Source organism: Microbacterium sp. NPDC055665, from assembly GCF_053618035.1.
Window position 1 is genome coordinate 596,387 of record NZ_JBSHGY010000002.1, and the last position, 24,140, is coordinate 620,526.

Sequence of the window (24,140 nt, forward strand, 5' to 3'; positions counted from 1 at the left end):
ACGCGGGTGCGGTTCTCCGTCGTGGCTACTTCCGCGCGGAGCGCCGGCGGCCGAGGATCAGGAGTGTCGCGCCGAGCACGAGAACGGCAGCACCGCCTGCGGCCCAGGCCAGCGTCTCGGGCCCCAACCCGGTGGCGGGCAACGCATCGTTCCCTCCGCCGGCCGGCGGAGTGCTCGGGTCCGGCGGGTCTGTGGGGTCCGGCGGCACCACGACGACATCCGCGGCGAGCGTGAAGTCCTGCTCGGCGATGACGTCACCGGCGGCGGTGATCACGACCGTGCGCGTCGGCGAGCCGACGACGCTCGTGCCCGTCGGGGGAACCACCGTGAGGGTGTAGGTCCCGGGCGGCAGGGCGCCCAGCCCGAACGCGCCGTCCGCGTCGGACGTGAGCTGCTGCGGGGCGCCGGGTCCGGTGAGCGTCACCACCACTCCCGCGACGGGGGCACCGTCGTCGTCGCGCACGGTTCCGTCGATGGCGCCGAGGCGCGCCAGCTCGAAGTCCACGTTCTCCACGTCGACCGCGGCCACCTGTTCGTTCCGCGTGACGGGAGACGTCGCGACGAACCCTGCGGGCGTCGTCATCGTGATCGCGTAGTCACCGGCAGCGAGGCGGGGGAACGAGTACGCCCCCGATCCATCCGTCACGCGCGTGAGGGTTGCCCCTCCCGGAGCGACCGCAGTGACGGTCACACCGGCCACACCCGTCCCGTCGAACCGAACCGTGCCTCGCAGGTCGGCGTTCTCGGCGACCACGAAGTCGACGTCCGTGATCGGGACCTCGCTGCCGCCCGGAACCGTCACGGGAGACGGCTGGGTGGCGATGGTGTACCCGGGCGGGGTCGTGAGCGAAACCGGATGCGTCCCGACCGCCACCTGGTCGAACAGGTAGCTCCCGTCGGCATCCGTCGTGGTGGTCTGCCCGTCGATCGTCACGGTCGCCCCGGGGATCGGGGCGCCGGAGGTGTCGGTCACAGTTCCGGAGACCGCGACGGGCACGATGTCGCGCAGTCCGAAGTCGGCGACGGCGTCCCCGCCGCTCAGGTTCGCGGCGACCGTGGTCGGCCCGGTCGAGATCTTGCCCGCGGGCGGAGTCACGCGCACGGTGTAGCCGTCAGCGGCGACGAACCCGGGGAAGGAGTACGTTCCGTCCGCAGCGGTCGTCGTGGTTCCTACAACCGTGCCGTTCGCATCAGTCAGCGTGAGCGGGATCCCCCCCACCGGGGCGCCGGTGTCGGTGACCGTGCCGGTGACGTCCTGGGCGATCGACGCGAACCAGGTCTGATAGACCGGCAGTCCCGAGCGGCGCGTGAAGATCAGGCTGAGGGAGCTGATCGGCGTGCTCGGCTCGAACCATGCCGCCGCGCCACTGGTGTCCAGGGCCGCCGCGTTGCCGGTGAGGGTGAGGGTGGTGGCATCCCAGCTCGGCACGTCATCGGCAGCACCCGTGCACGACGGCTTGCCCACGATCCCCGGGGCGCAGTAATTGAACCGGTCCCGCAGCCCGATCTCCGTCGCGTCGAGCACGTGTCCGTCGGGGGCGACGGCGTGGATGCGCACCGAGTCCGCGTCGATGTCTCCGACCGCGAAGGCCCATCCCGAGGTCGGGGTCGGCGTCGCGAAGGAGTAGGTCGTCGTCGAGGGACTCGTGGCGTTGTCGGCCCGGGGGCGCAGGTTCAGGTACGGCTGGTCCCTGCTCGAGCCGTACTTCGCCCCGATCGCGGTGCCCTCCGACAGCCAGGTCGAGGCACCGCTGATCACTCCCACCTGTCCGCCGCGTGAATCGCTGGTGACCGTCGCGGTGATCGCGGGCTTCGCCGCCACCTGGACCGACGTCGTGAAGGCTCCGCCCACACCGACGAGCGGCTGCCAGGTCGCCCAGGAGGCGACGGTCGCGGCCGAGGCGGGAAGGGCGCCGACGAGCACGGCGATGAGGACGATGGTTCCGGCGATGGTCGCTCTGCGAGAGGCACGCATGCGGTCAGAGTACTGGTATACCGATCGACGGGGAAGTGAATTCCCGTCGACAGGCGCCCGGTGACCGCGCGAGCCTCACTCAAACGGCGTCGCCCTGAACGGGTCCCTCCGTGTTGGGCTTCCAGCCGAGCGCCGGGGCGACGTGCGTCGCGAACGCCTCCAGCACGTGCAGGTTGTACTCCGGGCCGAGCTGGTTCGGGATCGTCAGAAGAAGGGTGTCGGCGGCCATCACGGCCTCGTCCTGCTTCAGCTGCTCGATGAGCACATCCGGCTCGGCGGCGTACGTCTTGCCGAAGGTCGAGCGAAAGCCATCGATGACACCGATCTGATCGGCGTTCTCCTCGCTGCGCAGCCCGAAGTACGCCCGGTCCATGTCGGAGACGAGCGGGAAGACGCTGCGGCTCACCGAGATCCGAGGGCGGCCGGTGTGCCCTGCCGCTTTGTAGGCGGAGCGGAACAGTTCGATCTGCTCGCGCTGCAACTCGTGGAACGGCTGCCCGGTAGCCTCGGTCACGAGGGTCGAGCTCATCATGTTGAGCCCCTTGCGCCCCGTCTCCTCGGCTGTGGCGCGCGAACCCGAGCCCCACCAGATGTGGTCGCGGAGGGTCGGCGACTGGGGCTCGATCGCGAGGTACCGACCGGCACCCACCATGCGCGGGTCGCCGGGAGCGATGCCCTCGCCGTCGATCGCCCGCAGGAACAGGTCGAACTTCTCCCGCGCGAGCACGCTGCCGCGCTCCGGGTCCTCCTCGTCGACGTAGCCGAACGTCTCGTAACCGCGCAGAGCCGTCTCGGGTGAACCACGGCTCACGCCGAGCGCGATCCTGCCGTCAGCGATCAGGTCGAGGGCGGCTGCCTCTTCGGCGAACTGGAACGGGTTCTCGTAGCGCATGTCGATCACGCCCGTGCCGACTTCGATGCGCTTCGTGCGCGCGGCCATGGCCGACAGCAACGGCATCGGCGACGCGGCCTGACGTGCCCAGTGATGCACGCGCACCGAGGCGCCGTTCACGCCGATCTCGTCGGCGCCTTCGGTGATCTCGATCGTCTGCTTCAACATGTCGCCCGCAGTGCGGGTCGCCGATCCGGGAACGTCGGCGTAGTGACCGAAAGAGAGGAATCCGAAAGCCTTCATGATCTATTCCAACGCATGAATCGGAGGACTATTCCCCCGGCAGCAGGATGCCGTCGAGGATGAGGGAGCGGATGCGGGGCTCGAGGTCCGCCCACAGGTCGGCGAGCGGTACCTCGAACAGGTCCGCCAGCGCGGCCGCGATCTGCACCACGGTGAGTTCGCCGTCGCACGCGCCCACGAAGCCGGCGAGCGCAGGATCGACCGAGATCGTGCGCCCGAAGCCGCCGCCCTGACGCAGCTCGATCACGCTCGGATCGTCGTCGCCCGGCATCAGGTGCCGCGCCTCGGTGACATCTGCAGCCACCACCAGCGTCGTCGGCAGCCCGTCGGCGAGCACGTCCTGTGCCGCGAGACCGGTGGCGAGCGCGGCGCCGACGTTCGAGATGTGCTGGGCGATGCGCTCGGTGCGCCGCAGCGGTTCGCCGGACGTTCCCCGACGCATCAGCACGTAGCCGAAGCCGATCGAGGTCACTCCGCGGGCGGCGAAGTCGTCGAGCCACGCGGTCAGCAGCGGCGTGAAAGCGGGGTCGCGCGGCGTGGTGCCGCCATCGCGGATCCACAGCTCCGCATAGCCCAGGGGCGTGAGTTCCTCCCGCTCGATCACCCACAGGTCGAGGTCGGCGGGCACCCAGGCCTCGAGGCGTGCGAGCCCGGTGACGGCGGCCCTCGACTCCCAGTTGCCGAGCAGCTGCGCGATGCCGTTCCGCGTCAGATGGGCGGGGGCGCTGCGCACGAACTGCTCGACCAGCGCATCCCCCACGAGCCCGCCGTCACGGTATTCGTACGCCGGAACCCCCTCGACGCGCGGGGTGATCACGAACGGAGGATTCGAGACGATCAGGTCGAACGCCTCCCCAGCTACCGGCTCGAACATGCTGCCGTGACGGAACTCGATGTTCGTCACCCCGTTGAGGCGCGCATTGAGCTCGGCGAACGCGAGCGCCCTCGTCGAGATGTCTGTGGCGACCACGGTGCCCGCCCGTCGCGCGACGAGGAGCGCCTGGATGCCGCAGCCGGTGCCGAGGTCGAGCGCGCGGTCCACTTCGATCGGGACGACGGTCTCGGCGAGCGTGCGCGACGCTCCGCCGACACCGAGCACGTGGTCCGCGGGCAGCGGTCCGTCGAGAGCGACCTCGTCGAGGTCGCTCGCGATCCACCATTCGCCGATCCCGTCGGCATCCACGAACGACTGCGGTCGCAGCAGGGCCGTCGGTGTCACGGTGTCGGCGTCGGTCTCGGCGAGACCCAGCGCCACGAGTCCGTCCACGCCCAGCTGCGGCAGGGCCTCGACCACGTGCGTGCGCGGTTGCGGCATCCCCAGCACGAGCAGACGACCGAGCGTCGCGAGCGTGCCGGAGTCCCCGTCGATGGCTCGTAGGATCGGCTCCCGCATCCCGCGGGCGAGTGCGTCGTCCGCCTCCTCGCCCCACAGGCGCCGCAGCGGCTCGGAGCGGAGGTCCGCGGCGTCGAGATCCGCGGCGAGCGCGGCCGTGCGGAGCGGGTCGGGGACGGGAGCGGGGGTGTCGGACACGGCCGTCACTCTACGCGTCTTCAGGGTTCTCTTTCGTGGAGCCTCCTAGAATCACTAGGTCAGTACTCACGAGCAGCCCCGTCCCGGGCGTTCGAGGAAGACCTTCATGACCGCGATCACCCCCGACATCGGCCTCCGTGCGCGCCTGCGACGGCTCGCAGGCAGGACGGCTGTTCTCGCGATCGCACTCGGCGGCTGCGCGTTGGTCGCGCCGAGCGTGGCCGTCGCCGCCGATCAGGCGCAGACCGGCGACGAGCCAAGCGTCGAGCTGCATGTGTCGGCCGGTCTTCGCGGCCTCGTCGCACCGGGATCCTCCACGTCGGCGATCGTCACGGTGCAGAACGGTGCCGACTCGGCGCTCAGCGCGGGTCAGGTCGAGGTCGAACTCAATCGCACGCCGCTCACCGATGCGGCGGCCGTGTCCACGTGGCTCGACGACGGCGACGCCGCAGGCGATTTCGCCTCCATCGGCGCGGATGACACCGACCCGATCGACGGCGATGCGTCGGCGACGACCACCGTCTTCGTGTCCGAGGCCACCCTGGGCGACCTCGCGCCCGGTGTCTACCCGCTGCGCGCGGAGCTCAGCGCATCGACCGGTGACCCCGCAGCCGAAGACACCGAGACCGTCGACGCGACCGCGACGAGCGTGCTGGTCGTCGCGGCCCCCCAGACCTCGCAGGTCGGAGTGCTCGTTCCCCTCACGGCGACGCCGGAAGGCGGCGCCCTGCTGTCGAGTGCTGAGCTCTCGGAGCTCACCGGTCCCGACGGAGCCCTGACCGCCCAGCTCGACGGCGTCGCCGGGACGACCGCCGTGCTGGCCATCGACCCGTCCATCCCCGCTGCGATCCGGGCGCTCGGCACCGCCGCCCCGGAGACCGCCCGTGACTGGATCACACGACTCGACAACCTGCCGAACGCGCGTTTCGCGCTGCAGTTCGGTGATGCGGATGCGACGGCGCAGGCGCAGGCGGGTCTGCCCGAGCTGCTCCAGCCCCGGGCTCTCGCCCCGTTGCTCGATCCCGCGAACTTCCCGCGCGTGCCGGTCACGGCCACACCGACCGATGCGACCGATGCGACGCCCGGTCCAACTCCGAGTGTCACGGAGTCCCCGGCACTTCCCAGCGACGACGAGCTCGCCGCGATCGACGGAGCGCTGCCGCACATCCTGTGGCCGCAGAGCCCGCTCACCTCAGCCGACCTGACCGCCTTCGCCGGCTACGTGGGCGACGACACCACGACGATCGTCTCGTCGGCGACGGTCGGCGGTCAGAGCACTGCTCATGCAACGGCCGGCGGCAACGACCTCCTGGTCACGGATGCTGCGACGTCCGACGTGTTCTCGCGGGTGGCGGCAGAGCGGAATCCCGCCGAGCGTCAGCGTCTTCTCGCCGAAGCCGCGGCACTCCTCCAGTTGGCACAGGGCAGCGCGCCCGCGGCTCCTCTGCTCATCGGACTCGACCGGGACGAGAACCGCACCTCCGACGCTCTCCGCGACGCGATCACCGCAGCCGATTCGGCCGGGTTCGAGCTCGCGACGCTCCGGGCAACCGCACCCGTCGCGGCGACCGTCGCCGGGGAGCCGGATGCCGCGCGAGCCAACGCCGTCACGACGCTCCTCGCGGATGAGTCCCGGCTCACCGCCTTCTCGTCGATCCTCGCCGACCCGCAGGTGCTGCTCAGCCCCGAGCGTATCCGGATCCTGCGCACGCTCTCCGTCGGAACGTCGGCTGACGCTTTCGCCGAGCGTCTTGCCGATCATCAGGCACAGACGACCGCCACTCTCAACGCGGTCAACATCCCTCAGTCCAGCACGATCCAGCTGCTCACGGCGAATGCCGATCTGCCGATCGCGGTGCGCAACGATCTGCCGTGGCCCGTGACGGTGCAGCTCTTCGTCTCGCCGACGGATCCGCGTCTCGAGGTCAGGTCCCCGGACGAGACGGTCGTGCAGGCTCAGTCCACGACCCGCATCAAGGTGCCGGTGTCGGCGCGGGTCGGCAGTGGCGAGGTCGACCTCCGACTCAGTCTCTACAGCCCCACGGGCGTGCAGATCCAGGGGGATCAGACGCTCAGGGTCGCGGTGCGTGCGGAGTGGGAGACGATCGGTCTTGTCGTCCTCGGCGGCATCATCGTGCTGCTGATCGCGCTCGGCGTGATCCGCACCGTGCGTCGCAAGCGCCGTGAGGCGGCCGAGGAATCGGCCGTCGAAGCGCAGATCGAAGCCCTGGAGGAAGAGGAAGCCGTGGAAGCCCGCCCGGATGCCGCCACGACAGAAGACCCGCGTGAGTAGCCTCGGCCGCGCCAGCGCCGTCATCGGCGCCGGCACACTCGTCTCGCGCCTCACCGGCCTCCTGCGCAGCATCGTCCTGGTCGGCGTGATCGGGTCCGTCGCATCCGAAGCGGCAGATGCGTTCACCTACGCGAACCAGCTGCCGAACAGCGTTTTCTCTCTGATCTCGGTCGGAATCCTTACAGCCGTCATCGTCCCCCAGATCGTCAAGGCGACGGCGGACGCTGACGGCGGCAACGCGTTCATCTCCAAGTTGTTCACCCTCGGCACCGTCGTTCTGGTCGTGGTGACGGGAATCGCGACCGCGGCGGCGCCATGGCTGGTGCATCTGGTCGCCGGCAAGGCGAACGAGTCCACTCTCGCCCTCGCCACGGCACTCGCCTATTGGTGCCTGCCACAGATCCTTCTCTACGGTCTCTACGCGATGCTCGGCGAGGCCCTCAACGCACGGAAGATCTTCGGTCCGTTCACGTGGGCACCTGTCGTCAACAACATCGTGTCGATCGCCGGCTTCCTCGCACTCGGCGCCCTCTTCGGCCCCGTGTCCACGAAGGCCGCTGACTGGACGCCGGAGATGATCACCCTGCTCGGTGCCACGGCCACTCTGGGCATCGCGCTCCAGGCCGTCGTACTGCTGGTTTTCTGGCGTCGCACAGGCCTCGCCCTGAAGCCCGACTTCCACTGGCGCGGCGTGGGTCTCGGCAACGTCGGACGCCTGGCGGGCTGGACGTTCCTCATGGCTTTCGCAAGCCTCTCCGCCGGAGTCCTCCAGGGTTACATCGTCAGTGAGGTCGCCGGTCTCGGTGCCTCCGCCACGGTGACGGCGAACGCCTGGCTCATCTTCATGCTCCCCTACTCGGTGATCGTGCTCTCGATCGGCACTCCTTACTTCACCCAGATCAGCGGTCACGCCGCCGCCGGGCGCGATGACGAGGTCCGCGCCGACATCGCACGGAGCATCCGCACCCTGCTGTTCTTCATCGTCGCAGCCACCGCCGCCGTCGCGGCCGCGGCTATCCCCGCGTCGCGGGTGTTCACTGACTCGGCCCCAGACGCCCAGGCTGCCGCCCTGGTGCTGATCGCCTACCTCGTCGGACTCATCCCGCTCACGATCCTGTTCATCGTCCAGCGCACGTTCTACGCGTACGACGACACGCGCACCCCGTTCTGGTTCACGATCTTCCAGTGCGTCCTCATCGTGGTCACCGCCCTCATCGCTCTCGGGATGCGCGAGGCGGGCATCATCCCGCTCACCGCTCTCGCCGCTGCCGTCGCACTCGGACAGTCCATCGCCAGCATCCTGCAGACGATCGTCGCCACCTACCTGCTGCACCGAAAGATCGGCGGCCTGCGGATCCGCTCCTGGATGTCTGCCATCGGTCGCTTCGCGATCGCCGGCATCCCCGCGGGTCTGGCCGGATGGGGCGCTTTCGCACTCCTGGGCGGCACCGCGGGATGGACGATGGAAGACAAGATCCAGGGAGCCATCGGCACCGCCATCATCGGCCTCACCGTCGTGGTCGTCTACGTCGCGATCCTCGCCCTCATGCGCGCGCCCGAGCTCAAGGCGGCAGGCTCCCTCGTCCGTCGTTTCCTTCCCGGTCGCTGATCCGCGCGCGGAGGCGTCTCCCAGCCCGGTGGCGCACACTGGCGAGGGAATGCCGCGCGGTTACCATGGGTTGAAGCAGTCGAAGGTCATTCGACCGCAGTTTCTAAGACGGAGAGCACATGCGTCAGGTCATCATCATCGGCTCCGGCCCCGCCGGATTCACGGCTGCCATCTACGCGGCCAGGGCGAACCTCAAGCCGCTGCTCATCGCGAGTTCGGTCGAGGTGGGCGGCGAGCTCATGAACACCACCGAGGTCGAGAACTACCCGGGCTTCCCCGAGGGCATCCAGGGTCCCGAGCTGATGGCGAAGTTCCAGGAGCAGGCCGAGAAGTTCGGCACCGAGGTCCTGTACGACGACGTCACCGAGCTGCATCTCGACGGTCCCGTCAAGAAGGTCGTCCTCGGCAGCGGTGCAGAGCACGAGGCCCAGTCGCTGATCTACGCGACAGGCTCGGCATACCGCAAGCTGCAGATCGAGGGCGAAGAGCGCCTCTCCGGCTACGGCGTCTCCTGGTGCGCGACCTGCGACGGGTTCTTCTTCCGCGAGAAGACGATCGCGGTCGTCGGCGGCGGTGACTCGGCCATGGAAGAGGCTACGTTCCTCACCCGTTTCGCCGAGAAGGTCTACGTGATCCACCGCAAGGAGACGCTGCGGGCCTCCAAGATCATGCAGGAGCGCGCGTTCGCGAACGAGAAGATCGAGTTCGTGTGGAACAGCGAGGTCGCCGAGGTCCTCGGTGGCGACTCCGTCTCCGGTGTGCAGCTGCGCAACACGGTCGACGGCACGCTCAGCGACCTGCCCATCGACGGACTCTTCATCGCGATCGGCAACGACCCGCGCACGCACCTGGTGCACGACAAGCTCGAGCTGACCGCAGAGGGCACCATCTGGGTCGACGGCCGCTCGTCGAAGACCTCGGTTCCCGGTGTGTTCGCCGCCGGCGACGTGATCGACCCGACCTACCGCCAGGCCATCACGGCTGCCGGCACCGGAACGATCGCGGCGCTGGATGCAGAGCACTTCCTCGCGGATCTCGAGGATGCCTCCGTGGAGGTTCCGGCGGCGGAGGCCGCCGAGATCATCGTCGCCTGAGGCGGCGGGAACACTTTTCCCTCGTCCGCTGTTGTAGCAGGCGAACCCCAATCAAGGAGAACTCTGATGAGTGCAAAGGCTACGAGCCAGGCGACCTGGGAGCAGGACGTTCTGCAGGCCGACGGTCCGGTGCTGGTGGACTTCTGGGCTGAGTGGTGTGGTCCGTGTCGCATGGTCGCGCCGGTTCTGGACGAGATCCAGGCCGACAACCCCGACAAGATCACCATCGTCAAGCTCAACGTCGACGAGAACCCCGAGCTGGCGATGAAGTATCAGATCACGTCGATCCCGGCGATGAAGGTCTTCCAGGGTGGTGAGGTCAAGACGACCATCATCGGTGCGAAGCCGAAGTTCGCGCTCGAGAAGGACCTCGCCGCGTTCATCGGCTGATCCTCTGACGTCGAAAGGCCGCCATCCCCCGGGGGTGGCGGCCTTTTCGTGTTCTCGGGCGGTCAGGACGCGTCTGCGACGCTGGGGTCCCAGCGACGGTGGCGCTGCTTCTCGTCGAGGAGCCCCCAGACGGCCGAGGTCAGTTCGGGATACTCCAGCGCGATCTGGCGCAGCACACGGTAGTGCCGAGCGGCGTTCGGGCGCACTCCGTCGTTCGCGTTGATGTTGTCAGCGCGCAGGAGGTAGACGACCAACTCGTCGACACTCGGAAGCTCCTCCATGAACTCCCAGGGGTCCTCCCCACCGAGGAGGCGCTCCTGGATGAGAACCGCGAGTTCGTCCGCCGCCTCCGCGCGCAGCACTTCCAAGCTGGCTCGGCGCTGTACGGACTCGGTCATGCATCCAGCCTACGTCTGCTGTGCACCCCCGCGGCGCACGACCTTCATGTTCTCGGTCATGTCCTCGAGCTCCTTGCCCTTGGTCTCGGGGACCTTGAAGAACACGAAGAAGAACGACAGGAGGGCGAAGAACGCGTAGAAGCCGTAGGCGAACGTGAGTCCGATCTCGGCGAAGGCCGGGAACGTGGTCGAGATGAAGAAGTTCGCGACCCACTGTGCGGCCGCAGCGACCGCGAGAGCCCCGGCGCGAATGGAGTTCGGGAAGATCTCGCCCAGCAGCACCCACACCAAGGGGCCCCAGCTCGCACCGAAGAACACCACGAAACCGTTCGCGCAGATCAGGGCGATGGTCGCCCATGGGTCGGGAAGCGTCGCCGTCCCCTGGGCATCGAGGGTTCCGAACGAGAACGCGACCGCCATGAGCCCCAGCGTCACCGTCATGCCGACGGATCCCACGAGGAGCATGATCCGTCGGCCGATCCTGTCGACCAGGAGGATCGCCACGATCGTGACGACGATGTTCGTGACCGAGGTGATGACGGACGTGAGCAGTGCGCTCGACTCGTCGAATCCGACCGACTGCCACAGGGTCGTCGAGTAGTAGAAGATCACGTTGATGCCGACGAACTGCTGGAACACCGAGAGCAGGATGCCGATCCAGACGATCGGCTTCAGACCCAGGCGGTTTCCACGGAGGTCCCGCAGGGACTCGGACCGCTCCGTGTTGATCGTCCCGGTGATCTCCTTGATCTTCGCGTCGGTGTCGACCGTCCCCGTGACGGTCTCCAGAACCTCGGCTGCCCGTTCCAGCTCACCTTTTCGCACCAGATAGCGCGGCGATTCCGGCAGCCGCAGCGACACGAGCCCGTAGATGAGGGCGGGGATCGCCGCGACCATGAACATCCATCGCCAGGCTGTGAGCCCCCAGAGCGGCTGATCGGCGGCGCCCGCGATGTTCGCGAGCAGCGCGTCGGAGAGCAGCGCCGCGAAGATACCGGTTACGATCGCCAGCTGCTGCAGGGATCCGAGGCGCCCGCGCACGGCGGCAGGAGAGACTTCAGCGATGTACGCGGGAGCGATGACCGACGCCGCCCCGACACCCAGTCCGCCGATCACTCGCCAGACGATCAGATCGATGACGCCGAACGCGAGTCCGGAACCGATCGCAGAGATGAAGAACATCGCCGCGGCGACCACCATCACCGGGATGCGCCCGTACTTGTTGGACACCGGTCCCGCGAACCAGGCGCCCACGGCGCAGCCGATGAGCGCTGAGGAGACGGCGAATCCCTTCAGTGCGGTGCCGAGGTCGAACCCGGAGACGTCACCGGCGAGAGCGTCGACGGCTCCGTTGATCACGGCGGTGTCGAATCCGAAGAGGAAACCACCCAACGCGGCCGCGATGCTCACCGCGATCACGCGGCGTTTGATGGCAGCCGGATTTGCAGGTCTGGACATAACTGACTCCCCCTCGACGTCAAGATGACGCGAGTCTAGATGAAGGGTGGACGACGGTGGGTGTTACCTGGCGGAGCCGTAACCGCTCTCGCCGAGCTCCTCGAGAATGCGATTGAGATCCTGGATTGAGGCGAAATCAATCGTGACCTGGCCTTTTCGAGCGCCGAGAGCGATCTTGACGCGGGTGTTCAAACGATCTCCGAGCTTTCCGGCGACCTCGTCGAGGTACGCCCGACGTGCGCCGGGAGTCGCCTTCGTCGTCTTTCCGGCCGAGGGCTGCGACTTGGCGGCCTCTTCCGTGGCGCGCACGGACAGGTCTTCGTTCACGACCTTGTCGGCGAGACGCTGCATCGACTCGGGATTCTCGAGGCTGAGGATCGCGCGGGCGTGGCCGGCCGTGAGCACGCCGGCGGCTACTCGCTGCTGCACGGGGACAGGCAGCTTCAGCAAGCGGATCGTGTTGCTGATCTGGGGACGCGAGCGGCCGATACGCGTGGCCAGCTCCTCCTGCGTGATGCCGAAGTCCTCAAGAAGCTGCTGGTAGGCGGAAGCCTCTTCCAACGGGTTGAGCTCAGACCGGTGCAGGTTCTCGAGCAGGGCGTCGCGGAGGAGATCCTCATCGGCCGTCTCGCGGACGATGGCCGGAATCGTGTCGAGGCCTGCCTCGCGAGCGGCCCGGGTGCGCCGCTCCCCCATGATCAGCTCGTACTCACCCTCGGTGTTCTTGCGAACGACCACGGGCTGCAGCACGCCGAACTCGCGCACGCTGTGCACCAGCTCCGCGAGGTCTTCCGGGTTGAAGTGCGTCCGCGGCTGACGAGGGTTCGGAACGATCGCGTTGGGGTCGACCTGGATCAGATGAATCCCGGGAACCTCTTCCAGTGCCGGCACCTCGGCGTCGGGTCCGACGGTCGCCTCGGCGGCACTCGGCCGCAGGCTCGCACCGGGGAAGAAGACGTCGACGGGACGCTCCGCCTGATCAGCCGTGGGGATCAGGGCTCCGATACCCCGACCCAGTCCAGTGCGCTTGGCCATCATTTCTCCTTGCTCTGCGTCGCAGTCCGCGACGCGATCTCGACAGCGGCCTCGCGGTAGGCGATGGCGCCGGCCGACTGTCCGTCATAGGCGATCACGGTCTGCCCGAAGCTCGGCGCCTCCGACACTCGGACCGAGCGCGGAATCACCGTCTCCAGCACCTGATCGGGGAAGTGCGTGCGCACCTCTTCCGCCACCTGCTGGGCGAGGCGGGTCCGGCCGTCGAACATCGTCAGCAGGATCGTGGAGAGATGCAGGTCGGGATTCAGATGCTTCTGGATCATCTGGATGCTGCCGAGCAACTGGCTCAACCCTTCCAGTGCGTAGTACTCGCACTGAATCGGGATGAACACCTCGGACGCCGCCGTGAACGCGTTGATTGTGAGCAGCCCCAGCGACGGCGGGCAGTCGATGATCACGAAGTCCATCGGATTGTCGGCGAGGTAGTCCACGAGCGCGCGGCGCAGGCGGTGTTCACGCGCCACCTGTGCGACGAGCTCGATCTCCGCGCCTGCGAGGTGGATCGTGCTGGGCGCGCAGAAGAGATTGGGGTCTTCCGGACTCTGCTGCACGATGTCCGCGAGGGGGAATTCCTCGATGAGGACGTCGTAGACGCTGGGAATGTCGGCGCTGTGGGGAACACCCAACGCCGTCGAGGCATTGCCCTGCGGGTCGAGATCGATGACGAGGACCTTCGCACCCAAGCCGGCAAGGGCGGAGGCGATGTTCACGGCCGTCGTGGTCTTTCCCACGCCGCCCTTCTGGTTCGACACCGTCAGGACGCGCGTCTGGCCGCTGAACTCCACCGACGTGGCTTCCAGCGCACGCCTCCGAGCGGAAAGGTCGGCGATCTCCCGCGCGAGCGGCGTATCCATCCCGAACGATTCGTTCGACGATGTCTTCTCGGATTGTTTCACGTGAAACATCCACTCCTTTCGGGGCCGCGTTCCACTCTAATCGCTGCGGGCGACACCGGCTTACGTGGGCACAGTGCGGATCTCGCAACGCCCCAGTAATACGCTGCGCACCCGTCGAGTAAAGGGACCGCGGCATATCGGTGCGGCCGTCGGCCCACCGGCACACGGACGGCCGGGGCACCATGTTTCACGTGAAACGTTGTCTGCGTTTGCTGGTTGCCTGACCGGGACGACATGCCGAGAGGTGACCGGTGTCAGAGCAGCCCCAGCCGTGTGCCGGCTCTCCGAGCTCCTATCCACCGAGCGCACCGAAGCGATAGGAGGATGTCGCTGCTCCTGCGACGCTGGCGTCATCTTCTGACGTCCGCAGCGTGTCCACTCACCGTCGCCCCGACAGAGTCCCCCACGAAACATGCCCCACCCTCCCCCGCGAAGCACTGCCGCACGGCACACTTGCCGCGGCGCACACTCCCCACGACACGCCTCCGCGACGCACCGTCCGTGTGGCGGACTCCCACGACACAACCCCCTGGCAAACAGCCGGTTGCACACCGCCCGTGGCGCACTCCGCAGCATGCCCGTGGCGCCCCCCACGACACAACCCCCCTGGCAAACAGCCCGTCGCACGTCGGTAGCGCACTCCCCGCGGCATCCCCGGGCCGCATCGCCGTGGCACAATCCCCTCGGCACGCCCAATCCCCCACGGCACGCTCCACGGCGCACTCCGCACGGAGTGCTCCCGCACACCGCACTCCCTCCGAGCTACTCCGTGTGCCGCTCCCGCGCGCGGCCGCCGAGGAAGGCCCCTGTTTCACGTGAAACAAAGCGCCGGCCGCGGTGTGAGCCCGACTTCATCATGTCTGGTCGCCGCGGCCGACGGTCCCAGGTCGGCAGAGGTGTCGGTTCCCCGGTCGTCGATCGGCATCGAATGCCCGATCGTCACGCGATCCGACGTCGCACCCCGCACCCCGGTGCACATCTCGCCCCGTGGCCACACACCCCACACACTCGGACCAACTCACGGCTTTCATCGTCAGTCCCTCCTCCGCGCCATCGCATCCACGATCGTGACAGGGAGATCGTGCTCAGCCCCACCCCTACCCACAGATGTCGATCGGTGAGAGCGGGTTTCGCCACCTCAACCCGATGCCTCGATCCCCAGATGAGAAAGACGCATCAGCAAACGCCCACAGGAATTGACCGTGTACCCCTCACCCGACTCGCTTCGGCCCGCACGCAGTCGAGCTGATCCCCGCGTCACCGCGTCCGCGAACCCACGCTGAAGCGTTGCTCGGCCCCCCTCCCCTGCCCTCCAGCGGCAGTCGCGTGCTCGAAGATGTCCCCGGGACAACTCAGCACCGAGCCCCCGAAGCGGAACGCCCCCACCGAGAATCACTCGCATACGCTGGGTGCTTGTCGCCGGTGCCACCGTCTACGCAGCCCCACGAGGCGTCTGACATCCTCAGCGACAATCGGGCATCCGCACCCGCATCCGCGACACGGGGCGCCTTCAGTACCCCACCGGTCAGCACCCCTCCGTTTCACGTGAAACATCGCGATTACGCACCACACGAAGCTGGCGGCGTGAATGACTCACAGCGCTTCGGGAGCGCTCGGAGGGGACGGCGGGTAGTCCACTTCCACATCAGTCCCGATCCGAACGGTTTGCAGGCATCGCTTCGATACATCAAGTGTTCGACGCGCAGTCGCCACGGGAGCCATCACCTGGTCTTCTATCCGGCGAATGTCTGTGACCCCATCTCCATCGCCTTCGGTGTCATAGCCCGATCGCCGGGTCATGAACAGTTCGGGAATCCGGCCGCGAGACTCCGCATCACCGATGTTTCACGTGAAACGTCGACGCCGGAAACCTCCGCATACGACAAACGGGGTGTTTCACGTGAAACACCCCGTCTGCAATTCCTGCGAAGTTCAGCGAACGCGAGCCCGCACCACGCGCGTCGTCTCAGGGAGCACTCCATCCCCAAGTACCTCGACCCGCACGTCAGAGAGACGGAACTTCTTGACCTGCTTCTGGGCGGCCTCGATCTCATTCGCTGCGTTCATGCCCTTGAGCAGGGTGAGCTCTCCCCCGTCGCGCACCAGCGGCGCGGTGATCGGGATCAGAGTCCGCAGCGCACTCACCGCGCGGGCGGTGACGACATCGAATTCACCGGCAGGAGCGTCTTCAGCCCGCGCACGCAACACAGTGGTGTTGGTGAGACCCAACGCGGAAACCTGTTCGTTCAGCCAGGTGACCCGACGTTCCATCGGTTCGACGAGTGTCCACTGCACATCAGGGCGGGCGATAGCCAACACGATCCCGGGCAGACCGGCGCCGGACCCGATGTCGGCAACAGCTCCGTGGAAGAGCGGCGCGGCGATCACACTGTTGAGGATGTGCCGAGTCCACAGACGAGGAAGCTCCAGAGGACCGATGAGTCCTCGCTCCTCACCCTCGCGCGCGAGTGCGTCCGTGAAGGCGCGTGCGACATCGATGCGGTCTCCGAACAGTTCCGCAGAGACCGCCGGTTCCTGCTCGAGCTCACTCATGATCGTCCGGGAAGCACCGATGTTTCACGTGAAACATCAACGACGGCGAAGAACCGTGTGACGGTCGGCGCCCTCGCCGTACGACTCGGAGACGAGCCCGCGCTCCGCCGCGATGTCATGCACGAGCTTGCGCTCATAACTGGACATCGAGGGCAGAGATGCCTGCGAGGAACCCTCGTCGAGCTTGGCGGCAGCCGCGTCAACGAGAGTCTCGAGCTGACGGCGGCGAGTGTCCCGCGAGCCGGCGATGTCGAGGATGAGTCGTGAGAACGAACCGGTCTTGCTCTGCACCGCCAAACGCGTCAACTCCTGCAGTGCCTGCACGGTGTCGGGTGCGGAGAGCAGGGAGAGCCCATCGCCCTCCGCTTCGATCGAGACGTACGCACGCCCCTGACGAACGTCGAGATTCAGGTCTCCGTCGATGTCGGCGATGTCGAGGAGCTCCTCGAGGTAGTCCGCCGCGACGTCGCCTTCGTTCTCGAGCTGAGCAACGGTCGGCTCGGTGTTCTCGGTCATGGTCTCGCTCATGAACCGCTCCCCTTCTTCTTCGCACGCTTCTTGCCCACCGGCTGCTGACGCTTCGGTGCTTCGGCCTTGGCCTTCTCGGCCTCTTCGAGCAGACGCTGCTGCTCCGCCTCGTAAGCGGCCATCGGAACGACCTTGCCCGAGGAGTCGATCGCCTTGCCCTTGCGAGCCAGTCGCTCCTCACGGGCCTTCGCGGCTTCAGAGCCGGGAGTCGGCATCTCGCGGATGACGAGGAACTGCTGTCCCATGGTCCAGAGGTTCGAGATGAACCAGTACACGACGACGCCCAGCGGGAAGAAGACACCGGAGAAGATGAAGCCCAACGGCAGCACGTAGAGCATGATCTTCTGCATCTGGTACGCCTGGCCGGTCTTGGCCTCGGGCGACAGGTTCTTCGAGATGATCTGCAACTGCGTGAAGAACTGCGACGCGATCATGAGGACGACGAGAGTCACCAGGATGATGATCGCCGTGGTGTTCTGGGCGTCGACGGCGTTGCCCAGAGTCTCGTGCAGCGATGCGACACCGAAGAGCTTCGCGTCGTAGAACTCCTTCGTGAGCTCCGGGCTGAGCAGGCCGACGCCGCCGATGCCGTCCTTCGCGTGCTTGCTGACGTCGCTCAGCACACTGTAGAGCGAGAAGAAGATCGGCATCTGCACGAGCAGCGGCAGGCAGCTCGACATCGGCGTGGTGCCGTGCTTCTTGTACAGGGCCATGGTCTCGCGGCTCATGGCCTCGCGAGAGAGCTGATCCTTCTTGCCTCGGTACTTCTCCTGAACTTTTCGCAGTTCAGGAGCGATTTCCATCATCTTTCGCTGGCTCTTGATCTGCTTCACGAAGAGCGGGATCAGCGCAGCGCGCACGACGATCACGAGTCCCACGATCGACAGCACCCAGGTGATACCCGAAGCCGCCGGAAGGCCGACCGCCGTGAAGAGCCAGTGCCAGGCGACGAGGATGAGCTCGACGACCCACTTCAGCGGCCACAGGATGGTGCCGATCAGATCGAAGCCACCCGCAGCAGGGGCATCGCTGGGAGTGGAGCTGGCTAGCAGAAGGTCAAGACCCACCGATCAGTCCTTTCGGGAAGGGACGACGAAACCGTGTGCAGTCAGGTCGTAGCGGAAGTGTTCATGCGGACGGACGTCGTCGACGCCACCGCTGGTCCAGGGATTGCAGCGGAGGATGCGCCATGCCGAGAGCACCGCCCCCTTCACCGCGCCGTGCTGCTGCACCGCACCTACAGCGTAGGCGGAACAGCTGGGGTAGTACGCACAGACATCTCCGTACATCGGGGAGATGACCTTGCGGTACGCCGTGAGGAACCCCAGCACCAGATTGCGGGGGATCACGGGGATGCTGCGAACGAGGTCTCGTGTGTGCAGGTGTGCGTTCCCGACGGAAGAGGCGGGCAGCGCGGTCATGCCGACACCGCGGGCTGCACGGGCGCGAGTCTGCTCAGACACCGATCGACATCGGCGCGGAGTTCCGCGAACGACGCGGTCGCCGACGCAGGAAGGGCACGGATGACGACATCCGTGCCCTCGGGAACGCGCTGCAGCGCCTCCGCGCACACGGCTTTGAGTCGCCGACGCACGGTGTTGCGGACCACAGCGGTGCCCACCTGCTTGCTGATGATGAATCCGAACCTTGCGGCTCTGCTCTCGCCCGTCGTCAGCATCGAGGTGATGACGCGCGCCCCGCCACAACGGGATCCGCGTCGAACGACCAGACGGTAGTCGCTCCCGCGGGTCAGCCGATACGGGCGGGCGAGCACAGTGGACTACGCAGAGAGCTCGGTGCGGCCCTTCGCACGGCGGGCAGCGAGAATGCCGCGGCCGGCACGCGTGCGCATGCGGGCACGGAAGCCGTGCTTCTTGGCGCGACGACGGTTGTTGGGCTGGAAAGTGCGCTTGCTCATGGAATCACTCCGGGAATGCTGCCACCGGATTCACTTCGACCGGAGACATGGGGAACTGCCGAAAAAGGCATAAGTCAACCGACTTAGGGTACGTCTTACCGGCGCGCAGAGCAAATCTGCGCGCTTCCGTGGTGGGACACCGGCACGAACCGCACAGCCATTATCCACAACCGGGGCGCGCCCGGCGAGTACAACACGCGCGCGTATTTTCAAGGGCAGGTTGCCGTTCACAGCCGCGATGACTACCGTGGCATCCTAAGTTATCCACAGGGGCACGGTACGTCGACCCCGCCTCGATTCCTCGTCCGGAGCGTCATGTCATCACCTGCCCAGCCCGACGTCCCGATCTGGACCACGGTGCAGGAGCTTCTGGTCGATGATGATCGCGTCACTCCCCAGCTGCAGGGATTCCTGAGTCTGGCCGTCCCCGCCGGCGTCATGTCCGCGACGCTGTACCTCGAGGTGCCGAACGATCTGACCGCTGCGCAGATCAACAAGCGTCTCCGGCTGCCGATCATGGAAGCCCTCTCCCACATCGGCGATGAGGTCACCTCGTATCGGGTCGTGGTCAACCACGAGCTCGCCGAGCAGCAGGCGGCTCCGATCGCGGTCGGCGACTTCGGGCGGCACGAGCAGGTCCGCGTCGAATCCCCCATGGAGCAGCCGACGCAGCTGCGCCACGAATCGCGGCTCAACCCGAAGTACACCTTCGACAACTTCGTGATCGGCCAGTCCAACCGCTTCGCACACGCCGCGGCCGTCGCTGTGGCCGAAGCCCCGGCGAAGGCCTACAACCCGCTCTTCATCTACGGCGACTCCGGACTCGGGAAGACGCACCTCCTCCACGCGATCGGAGACTATGCGCAGTCCCTCTACGCCGGGGTCAAGGTTCGTTACGTATCGAGTGAGGAGTTCACCAACGACTTCATCAACTCGATCGCGAACAACCGTGGCGCCGCGTTCCAGGCCAGGTACCGCGACGTCGACATCCTCCTGATCGACGACATCCAGTTCCTCCAGGGCCGTGCGGAGACGCAGGAAGCCTTCTTCCACACCTTCAACACGCTGCACGATCACAACAAGCAGGTCGTGATCACGAGCGACGTGGCCCCGAAGCACCTGACCGGCTTCGAGGATCGGATGCGGAGCCGCTTCGAATGGGGTCTGATCACCGACGTGCAGGCGCCCGACTTGGAGACACGCATCGCCATCCTTCGGAAGAAGGCGCAGAGCGAGGCACTGCACATCCCGGACGAGGTCCTGGAGTACATCGCGACCGTCGTCTCGTCGAACATCCGCGAGCTCGAGGGCGCCCTCATCCGGGTGTCGGCCTTCGCCAGCCTGAACCGGTCGGCGCTTGACATCTCGCTCGCTCAGACCGTGCTCCGCGACATCATCGACACGGCCGAGGACAACATCATCTCGCCGACCGACATCATCACGGCCACCGCACAGTACTTCAAGCTCACGGTCGACGACCTCTACGGCTCCAGTCGGTCGCAGCAGATCGCCACCGCTCGTCAGATCGCCATGTACCTCTGTCGAGAGCGCACCAGCCTGTCCTTGCCGAAGATCGGTCAGCTGTTCGGCAACCGTGACCACACCACCGTCATGTACGCGTACAAGAAGATCAGCGAGCTCATGAAGGAGCGCCGCTCGATCTACAACCAGGTCACCGAGATCACCACGCAGCTCGGTCGTCGCTGACGCCGCAATCACGCGCACGAGGGGGACCCGACATCCGAAGGGGTGCCGAGTCCCTTTTTCGCGTCTTGACAGGGCGGCGAGGCGTCCGATAAATGCTTCTATGCACATGTGGATAACTTGTGGATGACCGGCACTCAGATCGGGACGGATGTGGGTCAATCGGGCAAACCTGTGGATAACTGTGGAGGAGCCACCGCACCCCCAGCAGGCGCTAGCCCCCGGATTCCTCAGGGATTCCACAACTGACAAGCTTGTAGTTCCCTACTCGCTCTTGCTATCCACCGAGTTATCCACAGTATCCACAGCTGTTAACACCGTTAAGGAGTTAAGTCTTTCAAGGCGCGATCCCATCACCAGACGGTGGGGAGAACCGTCGAACGAATGACAAGAACTCCGGCGTAGGGAACAAGCCGGACTGGGGGCTAGCATGGGAAGCCCTGCACCGGCAGGGCCGACGACAACGCGTCACAGTTCGACGACAAGGGAGCACCAGTGAGGTTTCAGGTCAACCGCGATGTCTTCAGCGAGGCTGTCTCGTTCGTCGTCAAGCTTCTGCCGCAGCGCAATCCGCAGCCGATCCTGGCCGGAGTGCTGATCGAGGCAGACGGTTCCGGACTCACGCTCTCGGCATTCGACTACGAGGCTTCTGCCCGCACCACGATCGAAGCCACCGTCGACACACCGGGCACGATCCTCGTGCACGGTCGGCTTCTCTCCGACATCGCCAGCCGCCTCCCGAACGCCCCAATCGAGATCGCGGTCGAGGAAGACGGCGGCATCGCCGTCACCTGCGGCTCCGCCCGCTTCACCCTGGCTGCCATGCCGGTCGAGGAATACCCGTCGATCCCCGAGGTGAGCGGATCATCCGGCGTCGTTCCCGCCGATGACTTCGGAACGGCGATCTCGCAGGTCGGTTTTGCCGCATCGCGCGACGACGTCACCCCCGTCCTCACGGGTGTGCAGCTCGAGGTCTCCGGTCACAGCCTGAGCCTGGTCGCCACCGACCGCTACCGCGTATCGCTCCGCGACGTGCCGTGGGACGGCGAATCCGTCGAGGCGACCGCACTGGTTCCGGCGCGCACGCTGCTCGAAGTCGGCAAGACCTTCGGCCACGCCGGCACCATCCAGATCGCCTTCTCCGGGGCGGGGGATCGCGAGATCATCGCCTTCACCGCCGGCAACAAGACCGTCACGTCGTTGCTGATCAAGGGCAACTTCCCGCCGGTCCGCCGACTCTTCCCCGAGCAGACCGATCACTACGCGGTCGTCAACACCGCTGATCTGGTCGAGGCCGTGCGGCGTGTGTCGCTCGTGCTCGACCGCGCGGCACCGCTGCGTTTCACGTTCTCGAACGACAGCGTGACGATGGATGCGTCAGGCAGCGAGCACGCCAGGGCCTCCGAGTCGGTCGATGCGATCCTCTCGGGCGGCGAAGAGGTCACGCTCGGCCTGAACCCGCAGTACTTGATCGAGGCGCTCGGTGCGGTGAAGAGCGAGTTCGTCCGCGTGACCTTCACATCGAGCGACAACGCGAACAAGCTCAGCCCGGTGCTCATCACGAGCCAGACTTCGGTCGATCAGGCCGGTCTCGATTCGTTCAAGTACCTTCTTCAGCCGAACCTCCTCCTCCGCTGATCGGCAAGGCACGCAGTCGTCGAGCGCAGCGAGACGCCGTCCCCCCTCTTCCGTGACGGTCCCGGAGCTCGAGCCGTAAGACGATCCACGGAACCGTCGCAGGGGACGATGCTCCCGGAGCGAGCATCGGGAGGGGCCCACGAAGTGGGAGGGAACCCGCTCTGCGAGCGAAGGGTGCGTCGCCGCCTGCGACCCACAAGCACCAAACCGAGAAGAACAAGTGTCAGACCCCGAAGGTAGGCTGACTCCGTGATTGTGGAGCACCTGAGTCTGGTCGATTTCCGCAATTACGCGACCGCCGAACTGGCGCTTCACCGCGGTCCCAATGTGCTGGTCGGTCGGAACGGGCAGGGCAAGACGAATCTGGCCGAGGCCGTGGTCTTCCTCGCCACTCTCGGCTCGCACCGGGTGTCGTCGGATGCGCCGATGGTGCGCGACGGTCAGGAGTTCGCTGTCATCCGAGCACGGCTTTCTCATGGCGAGCGTCGCGTGCTCGCCGAGGTCCAGGTGAACCGGCAGGGGTCGAATAAGGCCCGCATCAACGGATCGCCGTCGAAGCCGAACGAGCTTCCGCGCTACGCGCATGTCGTGCTCTTCGCCCCGGAGGATCTGCAGATCGTGCGGGGCGATCCGTCGGCTCGTCGTCGATTCGTGGATCAGCTCCTCATCCAGCGCATTCCTCGAATCTCGGCGGTGCTCGCGGACTACGACCGTGTGCTCAAGCAGCGCAACGCTCTGCTGAAGTCGGCGCGAGCGCGCGGCATCCGTGGGGAGGGCCTGAGCACGCTCGATGTCTGGGACGACAAGCTCGTCGCCCTCGGTTCCGAGATCATCACGGCGCGGCAGCGGCTGGCAGCGGATCTTCAGCAACCGGTGGCCGACGCGTACGAGGCCATCGCCGGCGCCGACCATCGTCCGCAGTTGGAGTGGGCGCTTTCGGTCAGCGGCGGGGATCCGGAGGAGGACGACGACATGACGGGTGCCGATGAGGCGTCCTCCCTCGGCAAACTCGGCGACACACAGCGCATCGCCGAGGTGTTCCGCGCATCGCTGGCGGCGAAGCGGTCGAAGGAGATCGATCGCGGTCTCACACTCACGGGCCCGCACCGCGACGACCTGGTGCTGCGCGTGCGCGATCTCCCCGTGAAGGGGTATGCCTCGCACGGTGAATCGTGGTCGGTGGCACTCGCGCTCCGGCTGGCGTCGGCCGAGCTGCTGCGCAGCGAATCCCCCGCCGGCGATCCGGTACTGATCCTCGACGACGTGTTCGCCGAACTCGATGCCGACCGGCGGCAGCGGCTCGCCGCCCTCACTGCCGGATATGAGCAGGTCGTGGTTACGGCCGCCGTGGAGGAGGATATCCCCGAGGTGCTGCACGCTCACGTCGTGCGGATCAGCGCCGGGACGATCAGCGACGAACGGGAGGCAGCGGATGAGTGACGCCGCGCCGACTCCGCCGGCCGACGTGCCGGAGACCGTGGGCACATACCTGCGCCTGCGCGGGCTGCAGCCGAGCTCGAAGAGCTGGAAGCGTAAGCGCCGCATCGTCTCCGACGACGACAACGCTCCGTTCACCCCCGGACGCGACCCGGGTGCTCTCGGCGCGGTGCTCGACAAGCTGAGTCGGGATTCCGGCTGGCAGATCACGCTGGCCCGCGAGGACCTGGTCAGGCAGTGGGCCGATCTGGCCGGCGCCGACACTGCGAAGCACTCCGAGCCGGTGTCTCTGGAGCGCGGATTGCTCACGGTGAAGTGCGACTCGACGGCGTGGGCGAAGAACCTCCAGTTCATGCGCGCGACCATTCTCACGGAGATCGGTCGTCGCTATCCGGATGCGGGTGTCGAGAACCTCCGCTTCATCGGACCGGACGTCCCCTCCTGGAAATGGGGTCCCAGAGTCGTTCCAGGGCGGGGCCCGCGCGACACCTACGGGTAGGACACCACGAATGGGGTCCGCAACGCTC

Annotated in this window: 21 protein-coding genes; 8 read left to right on the plus strand and 13 right to left on the minus strand. The window is 66.7% G+C overall.

The features are described from left to right. Window positions 1-25 precede the first annotated feature (25 nt). The 3 genes from ACWGO6_RS08595 to ACWGO6_RS08605 form a co-directional block, all read right to left on the minus strand. On the minus strand, window positions 26-1,975 hold the full coding sequence (locus ACWGO6_RS08595; RefSeq protein ID WP_452326461.1) for an MSCRAMM family protein: 1,950 nt from the start codon (window positions 1,973-1,975) through the stop codon (window positions 26-28). A 79-nt stretch (window positions 1,976-2,054) separates the two neighbouring features. Next, window positions 2,055-3,110, minus strand: a complete 1,056-nt coding sequence (locus ACWGO6_RS08600; protein WP_452326462.1) for an LLM class flavin-dependent oxidoreductase — start codon at window positions 3,108-3,110, stop codon at window positions 2,055-2,057. A gap of 28 nt (window positions 3,111-3,138) precedes the next feature. Next, window positions 3,139-4,650, minus strand: coding sequence for a class I SAM-dependent methyltransferase (locus ACWGO6_RS08605; protein ID WP_452326463.1), 1,512 nt, complete (start codon window positions 4,648-4,650; stop codon window positions 3,139-3,141). 97 nt (window positions 4,651-4,747) lie between these two features. Between ACWGO6_RS08605 and ACWGO6_RS08610 the strand changes: the two genes are divergently transcribed. From ACWGO6_RS08610 to trxA, 4 genes are all read left to right on the plus strand, one after another. Then, entirely contained in the window at window positions 4,748-6,934 is a 2,187-nt protein-coding gene (locus tag ACWGO6_RS08610) for a DUF6049 family protein (protein WP_452326464.1), read from the plus strand. Next, entirely contained in the window at window positions 6,927-8,543 is a 1,617-nt protein-coding gene (murJ, locus tag ACWGO6_RS08615; RefSeq protein ID WP_452326465.1) for a murein biosynthesis integral membrane protein MurJ, read from the plus strand. Before ACWGO6_RS08610 ends, murJ begins: the two co-directional genes overlap by 8 nt. Before the next feature lie 119 nt (window positions 8,544-8,662). Then, the gene (trxB, locus tag ACWGO6_RS08620; RefSeq protein ID WP_452326466.1) at window positions 8,663-9,637 is read left to right on the plus strand and encodes a thioredoxin-disulfide reductase; all 975 of its coding nucleotides are present in this window, start codon (window positions 8,663-8,665) and stop codon (window positions 9,635-9,637) included. 66 nt (window positions 9,638-9,703) lie between these two features. After that, entirely contained in the window at window positions 9,704-10,027 is a 324-nt protein-coding gene (gene trxA, locus ACWGO6_RS08625; RefSeq protein ID WP_136042550.1) for a thioredoxin, read from the plus strand. Window positions 10,028-10,089: 62 nt separating this feature from the next. Here the strand turns inward: trxA and ACWGO6_RS08630 are convergent, their stop codons facing one another. The 10 genes from ACWGO6_RS08630 to rpmH form a co-directional block, all read right to left on the minus strand. After that, window positions 10,090-10,425, minus strand: a complete 336-nt coding sequence (locus tag ACWGO6_RS08630) for a hypothetical protein (protein WP_017829903.1) — start codon at window positions 10,423-10,425, stop codon at window positions 10,090-10,092. Window positions 10,426-10,434: 9 nt separating this feature from the next. Continuing rightward, entirely contained in the window at window positions 10,435-11,883 is a 1,449-nt protein-coding gene (locus ACWGO6_RS08635) for a sugar porter family MFS transporter (RefSeq protein WP_452326467.1), read from the minus strand. A 63-nt stretch (window positions 11,884-11,946) separates the two neighbouring features. After that, a complete protein-coding gene (locus tag ACWGO6_RS08640) occupies window positions 11,947-12,918 on the minus strand; it encodes a ParB/RepB/Spo0J family partition protein (protein WP_136042553.1) in 972 nt (323 codons plus the stop codon). Then, window positions 12,918-13,793, minus strand: coding sequence for a ParA family protein (locus tag ACWGO6_RS08645; RefSeq protein WP_240747425.1), 876 nt, complete (start codon window positions 13,791-13,793; stop codon window positions 12,918-12,920). Before ACWGO6_RS08645 ends, ACWGO6_RS08640 begins: the two co-directional genes overlap by 1 nt. Window positions 13,794-15,767: 1,974 nt before the next feature. Continuing rightward, window positions 15,768-16,388 carry a 16S rRNA (guanine(527)-N(7))-methyltransferase RsmG gene (gene rsmG / locus ACWGO6_RS08650; RefSeq protein ID WP_136042555.1) on the minus strand — a complete coding sequence of 207 codons (621 nt, stop codon included), beginning with the start codon at window positions 16,386-16,388 and terminating at the stop codon, window positions 15,768-15,770. A gap of 36 nt (window positions 16,389-16,424) precedes the next feature. Next, on the minus strand, window positions 16,425-16,916 hold the full coding sequence (locus tag ACWGO6_RS08655; protein WP_091028043.1) for a Jag family protein: 492 nt from the start codon (window positions 16,914-16,916) through the stop codon (window positions 16,425-16,427). Next, window positions 16,913-17,983: a membrane protein insertase YidC gene (yidC, locus tag ACWGO6_RS08660; RefSeq protein ID WP_136042556.1), complete on the minus strand. Its 1,071-nt coding sequence runs from the start codon at window positions 17,981-17,983 to the stop codon at window positions 16,913-16,915. The genes ACWGO6_RS08655 and yidC overlap by 4 nt, the downstream gene beginning before the upstream one ends. Window positions 17,984-17,986: 3 nt before the next feature. Beyond that, the gene (gene yidD, locus ACWGO6_RS08665) at window positions 17,987-18,337 is read right to left on the minus strand and encodes a membrane protein insertion efficiency factor YidD (protein WP_136042557.1); all 351 of its coding nucleotides are present in this window, start codon (window positions 18,335-18,337) and stop codon (window positions 17,987-17,989) included. Further along, complete coding sequence (gene rnpA, locus ACWGO6_RS08670; RefSeq protein ID WP_136042558.1) at window positions 18,334-18,690, minus strand: ribonuclease P protein component; 357 nt, start codon at window positions 18,688-18,690, stop codon at window positions 18,334-18,336. The genes yidD and rnpA overlap by 4 nt, the downstream gene beginning before the upstream one ends. Window positions 18,691-18,696: 6 nt before the next feature. Further along, entirely contained in the window at window positions 18,697-18,834 is a 138-nt protein-coding gene (gene rpmH, locus ACWGO6_RS08675) for a 50S ribosomal protein L34 (protein WP_013584598.1), read from the minus strand. Between the two features lie 438 nt (window positions 18,835-19,272). Here rpmH and dnaA point away from each other — a divergent pair, with 438 nt between their 5' ends. From dnaA to ACWGO6_RS08695, 4 genes are all read left to right on the plus strand, one after another. Then, on the plus strand, window positions 19,273-20,541 hold the full coding sequence (gene dnaA, locus ACWGO6_RS08680) for a chromosomal replication initiator protein DnaA (RefSeq protein ID WP_376107113.1): 1,269 nt from the start codon (window positions 19,273-19,275) through the stop codon (window positions 20,539-20,541). A 492-nt stretch (window positions 20,542-21,033) separates the two neighbouring features. Next, window positions 21,034-22,176, plus strand: a complete 1,143-nt coding sequence (gene dnaN / locus ACWGO6_RS08685; RefSeq protein ID WP_376101720.1) for a DNA polymerase III subunit beta — start codon at window positions 21,034-21,036, stop codon at window positions 22,174-22,176. 249 nt (window positions 22,177-22,425) lie between these two features. Beyond that, window positions 22,426-23,616 (plus strand): DNA replication/repair protein RecF, encoded by a 1,191-nt coding sequence (recF, locus tag ACWGO6_RS08690; RefSeq protein ID WP_452326468.1) that lies wholly within the window; start codon window positions 22,426-22,428, stop codon window positions 23,614-23,616. After that, on the plus strand, window positions 23,609-24,112 hold the full coding sequence (locus tag ACWGO6_RS08695) for a DUF721 domain-containing protein (protein ID WP_452326469.1): 504 nt from the start codon (window positions 23,609-23,611) through the stop codon (window positions 24,110-24,112). The genes recF and ACWGO6_RS08695 overlap by 8 nt, the downstream gene beginning before the upstream one ends. Window positions 24,113-24,140 lie beyond the last annotated feature (28 nt).

Excerpts from the sequence above, each read along its gene's own strand:
- ACWGO6_RS08595 (WP_452326461.1), bottom strand. The coding sequence starts at position 1,975 with ATGCGTGCCTCTCGCAGAGCGACCATCGCCGGAACCATCGTCCTCATC.
- ACWGO6_RS08600 (WP_452326462.1), bottom strand. The coding sequence starts at position 3,110 with ATGAAGGCTTTCGGATTCCTCTCTTTCGGTCACTACGCCGACGTTCCC.
- ACWGO6_RS08610 (WP_452326464.1), top strand. The coding sequence starts at position 4,748 with ATGACCGCGATCACCCCCGACATCGGCCTCCGTGCGCGCCTGCGACGG.
- trxB (WP_452326466.1), top strand. The coding sequence starts at position 8,663 with ATGCGTCAGGTCATCATCATCGGCTCCGGCCCCGCCGGATTCACGGCT.
- trxA (WP_136042550.1), top strand. The coding sequence starts at position 9,704 with ATGAGTGCAAAGGCTACGAGCCAGGCGACCTGGGAGCAGGACGTTCTG.
- ACWGO6_RS08630 (WP_017829903.1), bottom strand. The coding sequence starts at position 10,425 with ATGACCGAGTCCGTACAGCGCCGAGCCAGCTTGGAAGTGCTGCGCGCG.
- ACWGO6_RS08635 (WP_452326467.1), bottom strand. The coding sequence starts at position 11,883 with ATGTCCAGACCTGCAAATCCGGCTGCCATCAAACGCCGCGTGATCGCG.
- ACWGO6_RS08640 (WP_136042553.1), bottom strand. The coding sequence starts at position 12,918 with ATGGCCAAGCGCACTGGACTGGGTCGGGGTATCGGAGCCCTGATCCCC.
- ACWGO6_RS08645 (WP_240747425.1), bottom strand. The coding sequence starts at position 13,793 with ATGGATACGCCGCTCGCGCGGGAGATCGCCGACCTTTCCGCTCGGAGG.
- rsmG (WP_136042555.1), bottom strand. The coding sequence starts at position 16,388 with ATGAGTGAGCTCGAGCAGGAACCGGCGGTCTCTGCGGAACTGTTCGGA.
- ACWGO6_RS08655 (WP_091028043.1), bottom strand. The coding sequence starts at position 16,916 with ATGAGCGAGACCATGACCGAGAACACCGAGCCGACCGTTGCTCAGCTC.
- yidD (WP_136042557.1), bottom strand. The coding sequence starts at position 18,337 with ATGACCGCGCTGCCCGCCTCTTCCGTCGGGAACGCACACCTGCACACA.
- rpmH (WP_013584598.1), bottom strand. The coding sequence starts at position 18,834 with ATGAGCAAGCGCACTTTCCAGCCCAACAACCGTCGTCGCGCCAAGAAG.
- dnaA (WP_376107113.1), top strand. The coding sequence starts at position 19,273 with ATGTCCGCGACGCTGTACCTCGAGGTGCCGAACGATCTGACCGCTGCG.
- ACWGO6_RS08695 (WP_452326469.1), top strand. The coding sequence starts at position 23,609 with ATGAGTGACGCCGCGCCGACTCCGCCGGCCGACGTGCCGGAGACCGTG.